General features: G+C 63.3%; 17 protein-coding genes and 1 riboswitch. Of the genes, 4 read left to right on the forward strand and 13 right to left on the reverse strand.

Translation table 11 applies throughout. The features are described from left to right. Positions 1 to 10: 10 nt before the first annotated feature. From rpsO to rimP, 6 genes are all read right to left on the reverse strand, one after another. On the reverse strand, positions 11 to 280 hold the full coding sequence (rpsO, locus tag SDENCHOL_RS11210) for a 30S ribosomal protein S15 (protein ID WP_154717226.1): 270 nt from the start codon (positions 278 to 280) through the stop codon (positions 11 to 13). 106 nt (positions 281 to 386) lie between these two features. Then, complete coding sequence (gene truB / locus SDENCHOL_RS11215; RefSeq protein WP_067169662.1) at positions 387 to 1,289, reverse strand: tRNA pseudouridine(55) synthase TruB; 903 nt, start codon at positions 1,287 to 1,289, stop codon at positions 387 to 389. 4 nt (positions 1,290 to 1,293) lie between these two features. After that, on the reverse strand, positions 1,294 to 1,677 hold the full coding sequence (rbfA, locus tag SDENCHOL_RS11220; protein WP_067170666.1) for a 30S ribosome-binding factor RbfA: 384 nt from the start codon (positions 1,675 to 1,677) through the stop codon (positions 1,294 to 1,296). A gap of 60 nt (positions 1,678 to 1,737) precedes the next feature. Continuing rightward, positions 1,738 to 4,695: a translation initiation factor IF-2 gene (gene infB, locus SDENCHOL_RS11225; RefSeq protein ID WP_067169664.1), complete on the reverse strand. Its 2,958-nt coding sequence runs from the start codon at positions 4,693 to 4,695 to the stop codon at positions 1,738 to 1,740. 18 nt (positions 4,696 to 4,713) lie between these two features. Then, a complete protein-coding gene (gene nusA, locus SDENCHOL_RS11230; protein WP_067169666.1) occupies positions 4,714 to 6,192 on the reverse strand; it encodes a transcription termination factor NusA in 1,479 nt (492 codons plus the stop codon). Positions 6,193 to 6,244: 52 nt separating this feature from the next. After that, positions 6,245 to 6,688, reverse strand: coding sequence for a ribosome maturation factor RimP (gene rimP, locus SDENCHOL_RS11235; protein ID WP_067169669.1), 444 nt, complete (start codon positions 6,686 to 6,688; stop codon positions 6,245 to 6,247). Positions 6,689 to 6,996: 308 nt separating this feature from the next. Between rimP and SDENCHOL_RS11240 the strand changes: the two genes are divergently transcribed. Further along, a complete protein-coding gene (locus tag SDENCHOL_RS11240; RefSeq protein ID WP_067169671.1) occupies positions 6,997 to 8,451 on the forward strand; it encodes a DUF4139 domain-containing protein in 1,455 nt (484 codons plus the stop codon). Positions 8,452 to 8,508: 57 nt separating this feature from the next. Here the strand turns inward: SDENCHOL_RS11240 and rluB are convergent, their stop codons facing one another. The 7 genes from rluB to SDENCHOL_RS11275 all read right to left on the reverse strand — a co-directional run bounded on the left by rluB (position 8,509) and on the right by SDENCHOL_RS11275 (position 14,807). After that, positions 8,509 to 9,582 carry a 23S rRNA pseudouridine(2605) synthase RluB gene (gene rluB / locus SDENCHOL_RS11245; protein ID WP_067169674.1) on the reverse strand — a complete coding sequence of 358 codons (1,074 nt, stop codon included), beginning with the start codon at positions 9,580 to 9,582 and terminating at the stop codon, positions 8,509 to 8,511. A 49-nt stretch (positions 9,583 to 9,631) separates the two neighbouring features. Further along, positions 9,632 to 10,210 (reverse strand): SMC-Scp complex subunit ScpB, encoded by a 579-nt coding sequence (scpB, locus tag SDENCHOL_RS11250; RefSeq protein ID WP_067169676.1) that lies wholly within the window; start codon positions 10,208 to 10,210, stop codon positions 9,632 to 9,634. Further along, positions 10,188 to 11,012, reverse strand: a complete 825-nt coding sequence (locus tag SDENCHOL_RS11255; protein WP_067170669.1) for a segregation and condensation protein A — start codon at positions 11,010 to 11,012, stop codon at positions 10,188 to 10,190. Before SDENCHOL_RS11255 ends, scpB begins: the two co-directional genes overlap by 23 nt. A gap of 92 nt (positions 11,013 to 11,104) precedes the next feature. Further along, positions 11,105 to 12,307: a tryptophan--tRNA ligase gene (locus SDENCHOL_RS11260; protein ID WP_067169679.1), complete on the reverse strand. Its 1,203-nt coding sequence runs from the start codon at positions 12,305 to 12,307 to the stop codon at positions 11,105 to 11,107. Between the two features lie 94 nt (positions 12,308 to 12,401). After that, entirely contained in the window at positions 12,402 to 13,049 is a 648-nt protein-coding gene (locus SDENCHOL_RS11265; protein ID WP_067169682.1) for an L-threonylcarbamoyladenylate synthase, read from the reverse strand. A gap of 13 nt (positions 13,050 to 13,062) precedes the next feature. Beyond that, positions 13,063 to 13,926 (reverse strand): 3',5'-nucleoside bisphosphate phosphatase, encoded by an 864-nt coding sequence (locus SDENCHOL_RS11270; protein ID WP_067169685.1) that lies wholly within the window; start codon positions 13,924 to 13,926, stop codon positions 13,063 to 13,065. After that, positions 13,923 to 14,807 (reverse strand): alpha/beta fold hydrolase, encoded by an 885-nt coding sequence (locus SDENCHOL_RS11275; RefSeq protein WP_067169688.1) that lies wholly within the window; start codon positions 14,805 to 14,807, stop codon positions 13,923 to 13,925. The genes SDENCHOL_RS11270 and SDENCHOL_RS11275 overlap by 4 nt, the downstream gene beginning before the upstream one ends. 264 nt (positions 14,808 to 15,071) lie before the next feature. Between SDENCHOL_RS11275 and SDENCHOL_RS11280 the strand changes: the two genes are divergently transcribed. The 3 genes from SDENCHOL_RS11280 to SDENCHOL_RS11290 all read left to right on the forward strand — a co-directional run bounded on the left by SDENCHOL_RS11280 (position 15,072) and on the right by SDENCHOL_RS11290 (position 18,816). Continuing rightward, entirely contained in the window at positions 15,072 to 15,536 is a 465-nt protein-coding gene (locus SDENCHOL_RS11280) for a cache domain-containing protein (protein ID WP_067169691.1), read from the forward strand. A gap of 125 nt (positions 15,537 to 15,661) precedes the next feature. Further along, complete coding sequence (locus SDENCHOL_RS11285) at positions 15,662 to 17,278, forward strand: methyl-accepting chemotaxis protein (protein WP_067169694.1); 1,617 nt, start codon at positions 15,662 to 15,664, stop codon at positions 17,276 to 17,278. Positions 17,279 to 17,538: 260 nt separating this feature from the next. Beyond that, entirely contained in the window at positions 17,539 to 18,816 is a 1,278-nt protein-coding gene (locus SDENCHOL_RS11290) for a GGDEF domain-containing protein (RefSeq protein WP_172955074.1), read from the forward strand. Positions 18,817 to 18,819: 3 nt separating this feature from the next. Continuing rightward, positions 18,820 to 18,911, forward strand: a riboswitch (glycine riboswitch). Positions 18,912 to 18,960: the final 49 nt, after the last annotated feature.

Below are 18,960 nucleotides of genomic sequence, written 5' to 3' on the forward strand. Positions count from 1 at the left end.
GGCGTCCAGATTACTTGCGCAGGTTGAGACGGCCCAACAGCTCACGATAGCCGTCGAGGTTCTTGCGCTTCAGGTAATCGAGCAGCTTGCGACGCTGATTGACCATTTTCAGCAGGCCGCGCCGCGAGTGGTGATCCTTGACATTGGCCTTGAAATGTCCGGTCAGGCCATTGATACGGGCGGTAAGCAGCGCAATCTGAACCTCCGGCGAGCCGGTATCACCTTGGGCACGCTGGAAGTCGCCAACGATCTTTGCTTTTTCAGCAGTGGAAATTGCCATCTGATTTCTCTTAACTTGGGGTCTTGGAAACGCGCGATTATATCCGCAAACCGGCACACGACTCAAGTGGCGGAATCGCTTCCGTTACCCGATAGAACAATCGACTTCAGAGCGGCTCGGCAACCAGTCGCCGTGGCGCCAGCCAGCCTTCCGCATCGAGCTTGCACAAACCGAGGAAGCGCCCGTCGTGATAGGCGCGAAAGCGCCCCGGCTGGCCGTTCCAGCGCACCGGCTGCCCCTTGCCCAGGCGGATCGCGCTGGTTGCATCCAGTTCGGCACGCGGCAGATCGGCAAGCAGCGTATCCACCGGCGCCAGCAAGGCATCCCGCAGCGCGCCTTCCGCCGCTTCTATCTGCACCGGACTGACCGCCTGCGCCAGCGCCAGCCGGCCGATGCGCGTGCGCCGCAGGCCCGCCAGATGCGCGCCGCAGCCGAGCGCCGCGCCGATGTCTTCAGCCAGGGTGCGGATGTAGGTGCCCTTGCTGCAGGCAACCGTGATCGCCAGCAAGTCGCCCTCCAGACGATCCATGCGCAGCTCGTGAATGACCACCCGCCGTGGCTGACGCTCCACCTCGATGCCTTGCCGGGCGTATTCGTAGAGCGCCTTGCCGTCGCGCTTGAGCGCCGAATGCATCGGCGGTACCTGCATGATTTCGCCGACGAAGGAAGCCAGCACGGCGCTTACCCGTTCCGCGTTGACCGCGACCGGATGCGTTGCAAGCACCTCGCCTTCAGCATCGGCCGTATTGGTCGTCACCCCCAGCCGGATCTGCGCCACATATTCCTTGTCGGCATCGAGCAGCTCGCCGGCGAACTTGGTGGCCTCGCCAAAACAAAGCGGCAGCAGGCCGCTCGCCAGCGGATCCAGCGTGCCGGTATGACCGGCCTTGGCCGCGTTGTAGAGGCGGCGCACGCTCTGCAGCGCGGCATTCGAGGTCAACCCGAGCGGCTTGTCGAGAAGCAGAACGCCGTCCACCCGGCGGCGCGGTGCGCGGCGCGGCGCGTTCATGCGCTCATTCGGTTTCGGTTGTGTCGTCGCCGGCGCCTGCCTGCGAGGCAACGGCTTGATCGATCAATTGCGACAACTGGGTGCCCCGTTCCACGGACTCGTCGTAAACGAAATGCAGCTCGGGCAGGTGATGGATCTTGATGCGGCGCCCCAGTTCGCGACGCAGGAAACTGCTGGCGCGGCGCAGGCCGGCGGCGATTTCCGCGTGTTGCTCATGTCCCGTCAAGGTCGTGTAGAAAACCTTGGCATGGGCATAATCCGGCGTCACTTCGACATCCGTCAGGGTCACCAGACGCACGCGCGGATCCTTCAGTTCGAGGCGGATCAGCTCGGCCAGTTCGCGCCGGATCTGCTCGGCGACACGATCGCTGCGGGAAAAGGTCTTCATGAAGTGATGGCCGGCCAGAGGCAGCACGACACCCGGACGGGCGCCGTGCTGCCAAATGGATTACAGCGTGCGGGCGATATCCTGGATTTCAAAGACTTCGAGCTGATCGCCCTCGATCAGGTCGTCGTAATTCTTCAGCGACAGACCGCACTCGAAACCGCTCTTGACTTCCTTGACGTCATCCTTGTAGCGCTTCAGGGAATCCAGTTCGCCGGTATGGATCACCTGATTGTTGCGCAACAGGCGGACCTGGGCGTTGCGCCGCACGCAGCCGTCGGTGACCATGCAGCCGGCGACCGTGCCCACCTTGGAAATGCGGAACACCTGGCGGATCTCGACCGTGCCGATGACGTTCTCGCGCTTTTCCGGCGCCAGCATGCCCGACAGGGCTGCCCGCACATCGTCCACCGCATCATAGATGATGCCGTAGTAGCGCAGATCGACGCCGAGGTTCTCGGCCAGCCTGCGCGACGAGGCATCGGCGCGCGTATTGAAGCCGATGATGACGCCATTCGATGCGGCGGCCAGGTTGACATCGGACTCGCTGATGCCGCCAACGGCGGCGTGCATGATGTTGACCTTGACTTCGTCGGTGGACAACTGGTTGAGCGCATGCACCAGCGCCTCCTGGGAGCCTTGCACGTCGGCCTTGATGATCAGCGCAAGCTGGCGCGCCTCGGCTTGCCCCATGTTCTCGAACATGTTCTCGAGCTTGGCCGCCTGCTGCTTGGCCAGCTTGACGTCGCGGAACTTGCCTTGGCGGAACAGGGCGACTTCGCGCGCGCGGCGCTCATCCGCCAGAACGACGGCCTCGGCGCCGGCGCCCGGCACATCCGACAAACCCTGAATTTCAACCGGAATCGACGGACCCGCCGCCTCCACGGGCTGACCGTTCTCGTCGAGCATGGCGCGCACGCGGCCATACACTGCCCCGGCCAGCACGGTATCGCCGCGCCGCAAGGTGCCGTTCTGCACCAGGATGGTCGCCACCGGGCCCTTGCCCTTGTCCAGGCGCGCCTCGACGACCACCCCCTTGGCAGGCGCATCCGGAGAAGCCGTGAGCTCCATGACTTCGGCCTGCAGCAGCACGTGCTCCAGCAGATCATCGATGCCCTGGCCGGTTTTTGCCGACAGCGGAACGAATGGCGAATCACCGCCATACTCTTCCGGCACGACGCCTTCGGCGATCAGTTCCTGCTTGACCCGCTCGGGATTGGCCTCCGGCTTGTCGATCTTGTTCATGGCGACGACCAACGGCACGCCGGCCGCCTTGGCATGATGGATGGCTTCCTTGGTCTGCGGCATCACGCCATCATCGGCAGCTACCACCAGAATGACGATATCCGTCGCCTTGGCACCGCGCGCGCGCATCGCCGTAAAGGCCTCGTGGCCCGGCGTATCGAGGAAGGTCACCATCCCGCGCGGCGTCTCGACATGGTAGGCACCGATATGCTGGGTGATGCCGCCGGCCTCGCCGGGCGCAATGCGTGTCTTGCGGATATAGTCGAGCAGCGAAGTCTTGCCGTGGTCGACGTGGCCCATGACGGTAACGACCGGCGCGCGCGGAATCATCGCGTATTCCTTGGCGACCGCCTGTTCCTGTTCGAGGAAGGCATCCGGATCGTCGAGCTTGGCGGCGAAGGGGCGATGGCCCATTTCCTCGACGACGATCATTGCCGTTTCCTGGTCGAGCGACTGGTTGATGGTCACCATCGTGCCCATCTTCATCAGCGTCTTGATCACCTCGGTGGCCTTGACCGACATCTTGTGCGCCAGATCGGCAACGGAAATCGTCTCCGGCACATGGACATCGCGCACGACCTGCTCGGGAGCCTGCTGCTGCGGCGCAGCCTCCTCGCCGTGACCGCCATGGCGCCCACGGTGCCTGCTGCCACCCGCCCCGCGCCAGCCGCTGGGGCCCGTCTCGCCACGCGTCCTGAGGCCGCGTTTTTTGGCGACGTCATCCTTCCAGGCGGTCGTCCCACCCCCGCCGGCCTTTTTGGCCCCCTTCTTGTCGTCTGTCTTGCCAGCGGGCTTGTGCAGCGTGCCGGTCACGCCGGCGGCCTTTTCCTCCGGCTTGGCGGTGGCTTCGGCGGCCTTTTGCGCAGCTTCGAGTTGCGCCTGCTGGGCGGCAAGCCGCCGCTCGGCCTCGATACGCGCCCGCTCCTGCTTTTCCTTGAAATCGGCTGCCTGGCGCGCCAGCAACTCTGCCTGCTTTTGCGCCTCGCGCTGGCGCTGTTCCAGCTCGTTGGCGCTGACCACATTGCGTACCACGCGCACTGCCGAACCCGCCTTGGTGCCCGCAGCAGTCCGGGTGGCTGCGCTGGCTGGGGCAGTCGTCGCCGCCGTTGCCGCCGTATCCGGCGTTGCCGTGGCCGCTGCGGATTTTTTTGTCGCCTTGGCCTTGGCTGCAGGCGCGGGGGCATCGGCAGTCGTGGCAACGCTATCCGCAACGACGGCAGGCGCTGCCATCCCGGCTTGATCGCTGGCTTCGGCCTTGGGTTTGGCCTCGGCCTCACCCGCCGCCATGACCGGTGCAACGCCCTCGGCAACCGGCGTTGCCGCAGCAGCTTTCGCCACGACGGGCGTTTCGACGGCGGCTGGCTTGGTGGTTTTTCCACTTGCCACAGCGGGCGCCGCACCCTCCGCAGGCGCAGTCACATTCACCGGGGCCGCCGTGGCAGCAGCAGCCGGTGTGCTCTCGGCAGCCGCCTCGGTGGCATCGCGGCGCACCAGCACGCGCTTCTTGCGCACTTCGACCTGAATGGTCCGCGCCTTGCCGCTGGCATCCGCAGCGCGGATCTCGGTGGTCTTCTTGCGGGTCAGCGTGATCTTCGCCTTGCCCTCGGCTTCGCCATGCGATTTGCGAAGGTATTCGAGCAACCTGGCCTTGTCCTGTTCTGTCAAGGTGTCGTCGACCGCCTTCTTGCCGACGCCGGCCTTCTTCAACTGCTCCAGCAGCACGCTCGCAGAGACTTTCAGTTCACTGGCAAATTGGGTGACGTTCATTTGTGACATATGGTTGCCCCTCCGCGATTATTCGGCTGCGAACCAGTGTGCACGTGCCTTGGTGATCAGATCCTTGGCGTGTTCCGCATCGATGCCGGTGTATTCCATGAGCTCATCGGTGGCAAGATCGGCCAGATCGTCACGCGACAATATGTTGTTGCGCGCCAGCTTGGCGGCCAGCGATTTGTCCATGCCGACGACCTCGAGCAAATCCTCCGACACATGCTCGAGCTGCTCCTCGTCGACGATGGCCTCGGTCAGCAGCACATTGCGGGCGCGCTCGCGCAATTCATTGACCGTCGCTTCGTCGAAGGCTTCGATTTCGAGCATTTCGGCAATCGGAATGTAGGCAACCTCTTCCAGGGTCGACAAACCCTCCTCGATCAGGATGTCGGCCACTTCCTCATCCACATCGAGCTTCTCCATGAACAGCGCGCGGATCGCACCGTGTTCCTCTTCGGATTTCTGCTGCGACTCCTCGACCGTCATCAGGTTGATGGTCCAGCCGGTCAGTTCCGAAGCCAGGCGCACGTTCTGCCCGCCGCGGCCGATGGCGATGGCCAGGTTGTCCTCGCTCACCACCACGTCCATCGCGTGTTTTTCCTCGTCGACGACGATGCTCGACACCTCGGCCGGCGCCAGCGCGCCGATGACGAACTGCGCCGGCTCGGCCGACCAGTGGATGATGTCGACGCGCTCGCCGGCCAGTTCATTGGTCACCGCCGTGACGCGCGAACCGCGCATGCCGACGCAGGTGCCGATCGGATCGACGCGCGGGTCGTTCGATTTGACGGCAATCTTGGCGCGCACGCCCGGATCGCGCGCCGCCGACTTGATTTCAAGCAGACCGTCCTCGATCTCGGGGACTTCCAGCTCGAACAGCTTCATGATGAATTCCGGCGCCGTGCGCGACAGTATCAACTGCGGACCGCGCGCGGTGCGGTCGATCTTCATCAGCCAGGCGCGCACCCGGTCGCCGGGACGCAGGTTCTCGCGCGGGATCATCTGGTCGCGCGGCAGCACGGCTTCGATGCGGCCCGCTTCGATGATGGCGTTGCCGCGCTCCATGCGCTTGACCGTGCCGTTGACCAGGTGTTCCTTGCGCTCGAGGAAGTCGCTGAGAATCTGCTCGCGCTCCGCATCGCGGATCTTCTGCATGATGACCTGCTTGGCAGCCTGCGCGCCGATGCGCCCGAAGTCGACCGGCTCCAGGGTTTCCTCGATATAGTCGTCGATGGCGATATCGGCAATCTGCTCGCGCGCATCGATGATGCCGATCTGGCACTCATCCTTCTCGACCAGTTCATCGGGCATCACCAGCCAGCGACGATACGCCTCGAAATCTCCCGTCTCACGGTTGATTTCGACACGCACGTCGGCATCGTCATGCACCTTCTTCTTGGTCGCCGAGGCCAGCGCCATCTCCAGGGCGGTAAAGACGATGTCCTTCGGCACGTTCTTTTCACGCGACAACGCATCCACCAGCAGCAACAGTTCACGACTCATTTGTCTCTCCCGCGATCCTCTAGCAAATCCTGTCAAATCCTGTCAAATCCTGTCAAAACTTCGGTACCAGCCGCGCCTTGTCAACCTGCGCCAGCGGCAACTCGAAAGGCTGCCCGCCGCCTTCACCCTGCAGCAGCACCAGCATCTCTTCGGCCTCGCGCACGCCCAGCAGCACGCCGCTGAAATTGCGCCGGCCAGCGATCGGCAGGCGCATCCGCACTTGCGCCTCCTGCCCGGCAAAACGCTCGAAATCCGCCGCTTTCTTCAACGGCCGGTCGAGGCCCGGCGAGGAAATTTCAAGCCGGTCGTAATCGATGTTCTCGACTGCGAACAAGCGGGTCAGGTGATTGCTCACCGCCGCGCAATCGTCGACCGTAATGCCCTCCGGCCTGTCGATGAAAACCCGCAACAGGCGCGCGCGCGGCGTCGTCTCGAAATCGACGAGTTCATAGCCCAGTCCCGTGACGGCTTGCTCGATGCGCTCTGCCAGTTGCATACAAATTTCGCTGCTACAAATGAAAAATGGGCGAAACGCCCATCCTCTTGGATCCCCGAACGCCAGGCAAGCACGCCGGAAACTGGAAAATGAAACCTGCCACACCACGCATCACACGGATCATCGCAGGAACATCCCAACCCCGCGCCGATCCCCGGCAAGTCCGCTAAACCGGTGGATTATATAGGAGCAAGCTCATGGAAGCAAATGAATCAAGGGAACAAACACATGCCGGGGCATGGCCTTGCTGGCGCTTTCCGGCGGCGCCGTTTTATCATGCCCTCCCCAGGCCACCATCAGGAGCGATCATGAGCAAATCCGAATCCCGGCAGATAGTGCTGGCCATGCTGGGCACGCTGTTCTGCCTGCACGCAGCGACTGCGGCGGCGGCAGACGAGCTCGTCAGCACGCTCGCCGATCAGAAACAGCTCGCCATCACCATCTACAACCAGGATCTGGCCCTGATCAAGGACAGCCGCAGCGTCGTGCTCGAGCGCGGTGAAAACGCGCTTGCCTGGCGCGATGTCTCGGCTCGCATGCGGCCGGAAACCGCCTTGCTGCGCAACCCCGCGCGGCCGGAAAGTTTTCGTCTGATCGAACAGAACTTCGATTTTGACTTGCTGACGCCGCAAAAACTGCTGGAAAAGCACGTCGGCCGCAGTTTGCGCGTCATCAAGACGCATCCGTCCAGCGGCGCCGAAACCAGCGAGGAAGCCACCCTGCTGTCCGCCAACGGCGGGACGGTATTGCAGTTTGCCGACCGCATCGAAGCGCATCCGCCCGGCCGTCTGGCCTACCAGACGCTGCCCGACAACCTGCGGGCACAACCGACGCTGGTGATCCGCCTCGATACGGCCGAGGCCGGGCGCCAGGCGCTGGAGCTCGCCTATCTTTCCGCCGGCCTGTCGTGGAAGGCCGACTATGTCGGCGAGCTGTCGGCAGATGAAAAGCGGCTTGACCTGAATGGCTGGGTGACGCTGACCAACCAGTCCGGCGCCAGTTATCCGCATGCCCGCCTGCAACTCGTCGCCGGTGACGTCAACCGCGTCCGCGACGACATGGAGCGCCGCACCATGCTGAGAGCCATGCCGATGGCGGCGGCAGCCGGCGCGGAAGGCATGCAGGAGGAAAACCTGTTCGAGTATCACCTCTACAGCTTCGAGCGCCCCACCAGCATTGCCGACAACCAGACCAAGCAGGTTGCCCTGCTCTCGGCGCCGCAGGTAGCCGTGCGCAAGGAATACCGCCTGCAAGGAGAAGAATACCTTTACCACGACCTGCAGTCCGAGATCGCCCGCAAGCTCAAGGTTGGCGTATTCATGGAATTCGACAACCGGAGCCCCAACCTCGGCCTCCCCTTGCCCAAGGGCATACTGCGCGTCTATAAGCGCGACAGCAACGGCAACGCCCAGTTCATCGGCGAGGACCGCATCGACCACACGCCGAAGAACGAGACGGTGCGCATCAAGCTGGGCGATGCCTTCGATGTCACTGCCGAAAAGAAACAGACCGATTTCAAGCGCATCGCCGCCAGCGGCCGGGGCAGCAGCGGCGTGATCGAGACGGCCTTCGAAATCACGCTGAAGAATGCCGGGAACGAAGCCATCAGCGTTGACGTCGTCGAACCCATTCCTGGCGACTGGAGCATGCTTGCGGAAAACCTGGCGCACACCAAGGCCTCGGCAAACCAGGCGCGCTGGCGTGTGCCGGTGCCGGCGCAGGGCAGCAAGCTGCTGAGCTACCGGATCAGAACGAAGTTTTGAACGGGCTGAACGGGAGTTGAACGGCGCCGGCCTCCCCATCGCCGCTGCCACAAAAGCCTAGCGTGCCTGACGCTTCCCGCCTGCCCTGCTCCTGTTCCCTTCGCTCCTTCTGCCGCCTGCACCACTTGCACCACTTGCACCATCTGCGCCACCACGCCGCGCGCGGACCGGGGCAGCGGTGGCGGATTTTGCCGCAAGTTTCCTTGCCACGGCTTCGACGGCGGGCTCCTGAACAGCCGCGGGCGCTGCCGCAGGCAGTTGGCGGATCAAGCGTTTGACCTCTTCCGGCGACAGCTCGAGCGTCATGCCGCGCTTGAGACGCGGCGGCATCTGCAGCGAACCATAGCGCACGCGCATGAGGCGGCTGACGGTCAGGCCGACCGCCTCGAACATGCGCCGCACCTCGCGATTGCGCCCTTCGGCGATGGTCACGCGATACCAGCGGTTGGTGCCCTCGCCGCCGCCCTCGGTCAACCGGCCGAAGCGCGCCACCCCATCTTCCAGCGCAACGCCTTCGAGCAGACGGGCGCGCGCCTCGATCGACAGCTCGCCGACGATGCGCACCGCATACTCGCGCTCGATGCCGCTGCGCGGGTGCATCAGGCGATCGGCAAGCGCGCCATCATTGGTGAATAGCAACAGACCGCAGGAATTGAAATCCAGCCGGCCGACGGCGATCCAGCGCCCGCCGCGCATGCGCGGCAGCTTGTCGAAGACGCTGGCGCGTCCCTGCGGGTCATTGCGCGAGACGATCTCGCCTTCCGGCTTGTGGTACATCAGCACGCGCAGACGGCGCGCATCGGCCAGGCGCAGATGCACCAGCTTGCCATTCAGCCGGATCTTGTCGCGCGCGCCGATGCGCTGGCCGACGTGGGCGGGCTCGCCATTCACGCTGACGCGTCCCTGGCTGATCCACTCTTCCAGCTCGCGCCGCGAACCATAGCCGGCATCGGCCAAGGCCTTGTGCAGTTTTTCCGTCTGTTCGTCCGCGCCCGGATTGCGTTCGACAGGCGCGGCGCCACCGCTGCCGCGCGCGCGCCGGCCCGCCGGAACTGCCGCACCGGCAGCCGTTTTCGCCGCGGCAGGACGAAATGGCGTATTGCGGCCACCGACCCGGCGCGGCCCAGGCACTCGTTCTCCTTTATCCGCTGCCGCCGCCTTCGTACCGGCAGCCCGAGGATCAGATTTCTTGCTGCGCGGCGGCATCGGTGACATCGCGGTTCTCCATGCTTGCTTCCATATCCGCCAATGGCGGTAACTCGGACAGGCTGCGCAGGCCGAGATCGTCGAGAAACTTTCTGGTCGTGGCGTACAGGGCCGGCCGGCCGGGGGCGTCGCGATGGCCGACGCAATCGATCCAGTCGCGCGCCTCCAGGGTTTTGAGGATATTGGGCGAAACGGCGACGCCGCGAATGTCCTCGATGTCGCCGCGCGTCACCGGCTGGCGATAGGCGATGATGGCCAGGGTTTCCATCACCGCCCGCGAATATTTCGGCGCCTTCTCGTTCTTCAGTCGATCCAGATGCGCCTGATATTCCGGCCGTGTCTGGAAGCGCCAGCCGCTGGCCAACTGCGCCAGTTCGACGCCGCGCGGCGACCAGTCGGCCTTGAGGTCGGCCAGCAGGGCACGCAGGGTATCGTCGTCGAATTCTTCGTCGAACAGGCGCTTCAGCTCGGGCAGCGGTAAGGGGCCGCTGGCCGTCAGCAGCGCCGCCTCGAGCACCCGCTTGTAGTCTTCAGGCGTGTAGAGCGTCAGCATTGGGGGATAGCCTCACATAGATGGGAGCGAGCGGTTCGCTCTGCGTGATCTCGACCAGTTTCTCGCGCGCCAGCTCCAGCATGGCGAGAAAGTTGACGATCAGATGAGGGATGCCGGCACCCGGCTCGAACAGGCGCTCGAAGGCAACGAAACCGCCGCCGGCCAGGTGGCGCATGATCAGGCTCATGTGCTCGCGCACGGAGAGCTCGTCGCGGCGTATCCGGTGATGCTGGGTGACGCGCGCCTGCCTGAGCAACTGCAGCCAGGCGGTCTGCAGATCCTGCAACGTCACTTCCGGCTGGCGTTCGACGAGCTTGTCGGCGATCCACACCGTCACCCATTCGTAGTCACGCTCGGCCTGCGGCAGCTCGTCGAGCTTCGCCGCTGCCGCCTTCATCTGTTCGTATTCGAGCAGGCGGCGCACCAGTTCGGCGCGCGGATCTTCCGGCTCGCCGTCCTCGGTCCTGGGGGGGCGCGGCAACAGCATGCGCGACTTGATGTCGATCAGCATCGCCGCCATCAGCAGATATTCGGCCGCCAGTTCCAGGTTGCGCTTGCGCATCGCCTCGACATAGGTCAGATACTGCTCGGTCAGCGGCGCCATGGCAATGTCGAGAACATTGACGTTGGCCTTGCGGATCAGATACAGCAGCAGATCGAGCGGGCCTTCGAAGGAATCGAGAATGACCTCCAGCGCATCGGGCGGAATGTACAGATCCTTGGGCATTTCGAGCATGGGCTCGCCATAGATCCTCACCGCATGGTCGGCATCGACCAGCGCCGCTGCCTGTTCGCCGACGATGGCAACAAGTGCCGCAGACACGGTATCAGCCGTCTCCACCGTCTCCGACGCATCGGCAACGGTCACGCCCGGCCCGGCGGCTTGCTCCGTGCTCATGTGTAATCGAGGCCCATCGCCTCGCGCACGTCGCGCATGGTTTCCTGCGCCAGCTTGCGCGCCTTTTCGCAGCCGTCGGCGATGATGTTGCGCACCAGTTGCGGATCGTCCAGATACACCTGGGCGCGCTCGCGCATCGGCTCCTGCTCCTTGAGGATGGCGTCGATCACCGGCTGCTTGCACTCCAGGCAACCGATGCTCGCGCTGCGGCAGCCTTTCTGCACCCAATCCCTGGTCGCCGCATCCGAATACACCAGATGGAATTGCCACACCGGACATTTGTCCGGATCGCCCGGATCGGTACGCCGCACCCGCGCCGGATCGGTCGGCATGGTGCGCACCTTCTTGATCACGCTGTCGCGGTCCTCGCGCAGCGCAATGGTGTTGTTATAGGACTTCGACATCTTCTGGCCATCCAGGCCGGGCATCTTCGCCGCCTCGGTGAGCAGGGCCTCCGGCTCGACCAGGATCATCTTTCCGCTGCCTTCGAGATAGCCGAACAGACGCTCGCGATCGCCCAGCGAGAGGTTCTGCGCCTCGCCCAGCAGGGCATGGGCGCGTTCGATGGCCTCCGCCTCGCCGCGCTCCTGATAGCGGGTGCGCAATTCGTTGTAGAGCTTGGCGCGCTTGCTGCCGAGCTTCTTGATGGCCTCCTTGGCCTTCTCCTCGAAATCCGGCTCGCGCCCGTACAGGTGGTTGAAGCGGCGCGCCAGCTCGCGGGTGAATTCGATATGCGGAATCTGGTCCTCGCCCACCGGTACCTTGTCGGCGCGATAGATCAGGATGTCCGCGCTCATCAGCAGCGGATAGCCGAGAAAACCATAGGTGGTCAGATCCTTGTGACTCAACTTTTCGATCTGGTCCTTGTAGGTCGGCACCCGCTCCAGCCAGCCCAGCGGGGTCATCATCGACATCAGCAGGTGCAGCTCGGCATGCTCCGGCACGCGCGACTGGACGAACAGCGTGGCCTGCGCCGGATCGACGCCGGCGGCCAGCCAGTCGACGACCATCTCCCAGGCGTTGTCCACGATACGGGCGGTATCGTCATAGCTGGTGGTCAGCGCATGCCAGTCGGCGACGAAGAACAGGCAGGGATATTCGTGCTGCAGCGTGATCCAGTTTTTCAGCACGCCATGGTAGTGGCCAAGATGCAGGCGGCCGGTCGGGCGCATGCCGGAGAGAACGCGTTCAACGTACATATTCTGGGTGCCGGGAGCTAGGAGCTTGGGGTCAGGAGGTCAGGGGGACAGGCGCCGCCTGGAAGGGGAAGGATTTTAGCAAAGACACGACCACTCAGCCTTCCAGACCGAAGGGCGCCAGCGCGCCGCAGCCGGCACGCACCAGCACCGGCGCGCCGCTGACCAGATCGATCACCGTGGTCTGCGCAGTGCTGCAGGGGCCGGCGTCGATCACCAGATCGAGCTGATGTTCGAGCCGGTCGAGGATTTCGTGGCTGTCGTTGAGCGGCTCGGCTTCCTCTTCATCGCTCGTCTTGCCCGGCAGGATCAAGGTGGAGGTCAGCAGTGGCTCGCCCAGTTCGGTGAGCAGCGCCTGTACCAGCACATGGTCGGGCACCCGCAGACCAAGGGTCTTGCGCTTCGGATGCAGCACCCGGCGCGGCAATTCCCGGCTGCCTTCGAGGATGAAGGTATAGCAGCCCGGCGTGGTGGCCTTGAGCTGACGATAGACGGAATTGTCGACGCGGGCATAGGTGGCGATCTGCGACAGATCGGCGCACATCAGCGTCATCAGGTGGCGCTCGTCCACGCCGCGGATGCGCCGGATGCGATCGAGCAGTTCCTTGTCGCCGAGATGGCCGGCCAGCGCATAGGAGGAATCGGTCGGCAGCGCCACCAGACCACCCTGGCGAATGATCTCGACGGCATGGCGAATCAAGCGTGGCTGAGGATGTTCGGGATGAATGTAGAAAATCTGTGTCATCGGCAAAATGCAATCAGAGCAGTAGCTGCCAGACCGGCCGCAGGTCTTCCGGCAGGGCCGGCAAGCGGCCGAGATCGATGCGGCTCTCGCCGGGACCGTGAAAGTCCGAACCCCGGGAGGCGAAGAGGCCGAACTCGCGCGCGTGGCGGGCGCTGGCGGCGATCTCCTCGTCGCTGTGCGAACCCGACAGCACCTCGATGGCCTCGCCACCCAGATCGCGGAACTCGCCGAGCAGACGACGCAGCGCCTTTTTGGTGATGCGGTAGCGCCCCGGATGCGCAATCACCGCCACGCCGCCGGCACCGTGAATCCAGTCGATGGCGGTCTGCAGCGTCGTCCATTGGTGACTGACGTAACCCGGTTTGCCCCTGGCCAGCCAGTGATCGAACACCGATTTCACATCCTTGGCGTAGCCGCTTTCCACGATGTAGCGCGCGAAGTGCGAACGCCCGACCAGCGCCGGATTGCCGACGAAACGCAGCGCGCCTTCATAGGCGCCATGGATGCCGACCTTGTCGAGCTCCGCCGCCATGAGTCTGGCGCGGTCATCGCGGCCGCTGCGCAAATGCGCCAGCCCGACGTCGAGCACGGCATAGCCGGGATCCACGCCGAGGCCGACGACATGGATCGTCTGGTCATCGCCCCAGGACACCGAAATCTCGACGCCATCGACGAAACGCAGCCCCAGTTCCTCCGCCGCGGCCCGCGCCTCGGCCAGCCCCTCCAGCTCGTCATGATCGGTCAGCGCCAGCAGCTCGACGCCATTGGCATGGGCGCGCCGCACCAGATCCGCCGGACTCAGCAGACCATCGGACATGCAGGAGTGGCTGTGCAGATCGGCATTGAGGCCGGAGCCGGAACCAAGCGCCGCCGTCATGAAAAGAACGCCTCGATCAACCGCGCCAGTTGCTCGGGCTGGTCGTGATGCAGATTGTGTCCGGCATCCTGGATGACTTCCCGCCGCAGATGGCTGAAACAGGCCATGCGCCCCTCGTAATCGTCTTCGCCCAGGCCGTGATACATGGCCATCGCCGACGACTCGCTGCCTTCCACCCACAGCACCGGCGCGCTCACCCGCCGCCAGCAAGCCTTAGCCTCCTCCAGGCGATAGGGATAAGGCGCCAGCAGCTTGTGACAGGGATCGCTGGCCACCACGATCGGCCGCGCCGGATCGGCAGAATCGGCACCATCCTCGACGCCGAAATGCTCGGCCAGAAAGCTGGCGCGTTCAGCGCTCAGGCGCGGGTTGAGCCGCTGCAGCCGCTGGGCCAGCGCGGCGCGATCGGCATAACGCCGGCTGGGCGCCAACTGGCGCGACTGATCCAGCCAATGGCGATAGCGGCCGGGCGCATCCTCGGGATCCGCCGCCGGCAGGCCGAAGCCCTCCAGCGTGACCAGGCCCGTCACCCGCTCCGGCCGTACGCCGGCATACACGCAAAGCACATTGCCGCCCATGCTGTGCCCCACGATGCGCGCCGGCGCATCCGGCGAATAGTGATCGAGCAAGGCGTCGAGATCGGCAAGGTAGTCGGGAAACCAGTAGCAGCCGTGATTCCATTGCGACTGCCCGAAGCCGCGCCAATCCGGCGCAATGCAGCGCCACTCGCCGGCAAGGGCGTCGACGAGAAACTGGAAACTGCCCGAAAAATCCTGCCAGCCGTGCAGCAGAAACAGTTTGGGCGCATCCTCGCTGCCCCAGACACGCACATGCATGCGCATGCCGCGCAGGGTCAGGAATTCGGAGGTGCTGGGGTACATCGTTGAATTTTAACATCCATACATGACGATGCTCCCGCCATCCCGCTCGATTGAGCATGCTTGAGCGCGCCGCGTCCGATATTCCACAATTGCCGCGTGCGGACATTGCCCGAATTAGGCTTTAGCTATAATGAAACCCGCTCGTCACAGCTACAGGAGGCGCTTGCTCGTCGCAGAGCAGACCGCGAATGCGGCTCTGAGCCTGCAGATTTCCACCCCTGCGGATTTCAGGATTTCGTACATCTAACCAAGGAGCCAAAACACATGCGCACCGTTACCGCTACCGTTACGCTGACCCTTGCTGCACTCTCCCTCATACCGCTGGCAGCCCATTCCGCCGACGACTACGCGACTCCCAAGGAAGCCGAAGAAATCGTGGCCAAAGCCGTCAAGGCAGTCAATACCGACAAGGCAACTGCATTCAAGGAAATTACCGGCAAGGACAAGAAATGGATCCATCTCGATCTCTACCCGGTGGTCTACGGCATGGATGGCAAGTGTCTGGCGCATGGCCAGAATGAAAAGTCGGTCGGCAAGGATTTGCTTGAACTGGCCGATGCCGACGGCAAGGAGTTCGTCAAGGAAAGAGTCGAGCTGGCCAAGACCAAAGGCAAGTTCTGGCAGGATTACAAGTTCACCGACCCTGTCACCAAGAAGGTACTGCCGAAGTCGGCCTACTGCGAGAGGACCGGTGAAATGATCGTCTGCGCAGGTGTGTACAAACGCTAAGGCATGTTCATGTTCTCATGCAGCCGGCAGATTGCGCCGCATGAGAACATGCCCCTGATTTTCTGCCATGCGCGCCGCAACCACCCTGCGAGCGGTTGCAGCCCATTTATTCAGCGAGTACCGTCATGAGCATCAAGGCCAAAATGTTTCTGCTTGCTCTGGGTGCCGTAGCCATGGTGCTGTTGCTGGGCATCTCCAGCCTCTTCGGCATACGAACGCTCCAGCAGGCACTCGATGATGTCGCCGTCAAGGGCATCGGTCATTCCCAGGCACTCAGCGAGGCCAACAGCAAATTATTTGCGGCCAACCTTTCGGCTTATCGCCTTTTCGCCACGATGGTCAACTTCGATGCGGCCCGCATCCAGGCGGAGACCGCCACGGTGCTCGGCCATGCCGATGGCGCGATCAAGATACTGAAGGATATGGAAGAGCGCAGCGACCTCCAGGCCGAAGAAAGGCAGACACTCGCCGAATTGGCCGAACCGCTTGCCCAATATCGCAAACTCATTGCCCAGGCCATCGACATGGCCGAATCCGATCTGCCCTCCGGCACCGGCATGATGCAGGCAGCAGACAAACGTTTCCTGAAGATCAAAGAAGAACTCGGAAAAATGATCGACGATCAAAAAGCCGAGTCGAATGCCTTGACTGTGGCGGCCACCGCTGCCGGCGATCGCTCCATCACCACCAGCGCCGTCGTCTTCCTGGTCAGTCTGATCGGATGCGCCGCCGTTTCTTTCATATTGTCCGGAAAGATCGTCGGTCCCCTGCTCGATGCCATCCGTACCGCCAGATCGATCGCCGGAGGCGACCTGACCAATCGTATCGAAATCAGCGGCAAGGACGAAACTGGCGACCTGCTGCGGGCGCTTGCGGACATGCAAACCAACCTTCGCAGCCTGATTGGCCAGATCGAAGCCAATGTGCAGCAAACCGCAACCTCATGCAGCCTGATGTCGTCGGCATTTCAAAACATCAACCAATCGGTTCATGCCCAGAATGACGCAACCGCCGCCGTTGCAGCCGCGATCGAGGAAATGAGCGTCAGCATCACCAGCATCCATGACAACGCCAGCCACGCGCTCAGCGCGAACCGCAAGAGCGCCGAGTTCGCATCACAGGGCGTCAGGGTCACCCAGAGCGCTTCGGCCGAGATGCTGAAAATTTCCGCCACGGTCAAGGATGCCGCAGAGGTCATCGAGCGTGTCGGGCAACAGACGAACGAAATATCCAGCATCGTGAAGACGATCCGTGAAGTGGCGGATCAGACCAACCTGCTGGCACTCAATGCAGCCATCGAAGCAGCGCGCGCCGGGGAGTCGGGCCGAGGCTTCGCCGTAGTCGCCGACGAAGTACGCAAGCTTGCCGAAAAGACGACGAGTTCTTCCGAGGAAATCCGCCGCATGATCGAGGCGGTTCAACTGAGTTCGGGGAATGCCGTGGACACCATCCGCCAGATGGTGAATCAAATGGAAATCACGGCCAGCCATGCAGCCAATGCGCAGGAAGCGATCGAGCGTATCCAGGCCAGCTCGAAACAGAGCGAAGGCCATGCCCAGGACATTGCCGCCGCGCTGGGCGAACACTCATCGACCAGCCACCTGATCGCCCAACAGGTCGAGAACATCACCTGCATGAGCAACGAGAATGCGCAAAGCATCGCTCAGGCCGGCCAAGCCATGCAGGAATTCGAAGACAAGGCCGGCATCCTGAATACTGCCGTAAAAAACTTCAAGATTTAGGGAAATGCCGACGCGCATGGCGGACGGACGGAGGCGGCCGACAATTCATCGGCAGGTTCGACTTCCCCGCAGAAACGGCAATGAAACAAGACGGCGGCATGGCGCCCGATACGGTAGACTGGGTGGCCCGTACTGCCCCGGGGCCATGTCCGGGCCGGAGCCGGAGCCGAAAGCCAAAGACCGAAGATTGACCGCTGAACTCTTTCGTAGCAGAGCAACCACACTCGAACCACGCCACTCGTGACCACTGACTGCCAATGATGACCAAAGCCGCTGAGCAACATTCCGAAATCGTCCGCCTGCTTTCCAAGACCCTGGCCCCGGACGCTTCCCATGGCGGCCTGGCGGACATCCCCCTGGAACAACGTCAGCAGATACAGGCCCTGCTCGACACCTCGGCGCGCGTTTCCGGCGGGATATTCATGTATATCGCCCTCTGGCTGATCATCGCCTGGGGCACCCAACTGATCAGCCTCAACCCGACACTGGTCTGGTCCTTCACCGCCTGGCTGACGGCAATCGCCATTTGCCGGCTGTTGCTGAAACGCGCCTTTCCCACGCTCATCGTCAAACGCATCAAATTCGCCCGCCGCGCCTTGTACTGGGTGGTACTCGTCAACGGCTTCAGCTGGGGTCTGATGACCGCTGCCAGCATTTATTTGACCGAGCTCGAGCCGATGCGCAGCGCCATGATCCTCGTCGCCGTCGGCATCTGCTCCGCCGGCAGCATGGCAATGGCCATCGACTCCTTCCTCAAGTTCTGGTTTCCGATCGCGCTGATCTTCCCCGTCGCGCTCGGCACCCTCGCCAGCAACACCGAGGGCAATCTGCTGCTGGCCACCCTGGCTTTCGTCTACGCCTTCTATCTCATGTTCTCCATACACAGCACGCATCGCGATTATTGGCGCGCGATGCACGCCAATGCCCAGTTCGAACGCGCCAGCCTGACCGATGCGCTGACCCAGGTCGCCAACCGCATGTCTTTCGACCGCCAGTACCAGCACGAATGGCGGCGCGCAAGCCGGCACAGCAATGAACTCGCCGTGTTGATGGTAGACCTGGATCACTTCAAGCAGATCAACGACACCTACGGCCACCAGGCGGGCGACCGGGTGCTGCAGCACGTTGCCAACGTCCTGCAGAATGCCCTGCTGCGTGGCGGCGATTCGGTCGCCCGTTATGGCGGAGAGGAATTCGTCATCCTGCTGCCGCAGGCCGACGTGGAAGGCGCCTCGACGGTTGCCCAGCGCATCCTCGCAAGCGTATCCACCCACAGCATAAAAATCGACAACAACGAACTGCGCATCACCTGCAGCATCGGCTGCGCCCTGGCCCAGCCTCACGAGCAAACGCGACCGGAAGACCTGCTCAAGCTGGCCGATACCGCCCTCTATGCCGCCAAGGCCGCCGGCCGCAACCTGGCATATTTCAACCATGGCGACGGCACCATCAGCCCCATCCAGCAGCAATCACACACGTCCCGCACACCCGCCTCTCCCGCCACCCGTTCTTGCGACAAGACCGCCAAGACGGCATAATGCGGCCCGTCGCAGGGAGAGCGTGAACATGAATTCCGTTCACCGCCGAAGGCGCAATCCCGTAACCGCTCAGGCCAACGAACCGGCGACGCAGGACAAATCTGGAGAGCGATGGGCTGGATCCATCCACCGAAGGGGCACCCG

The sequence above is a fragment of the Sterolibacterium denitrificans genome (genome assembly GCF_900174485.1).
GTDB classification, from domain to species: Bacteria; Pseudomonadota; Gammaproteobacteria; order Burkholderiales; family Rhodocyclaceae; genus Sterolibacterium; species Sterolibacterium denitrificans.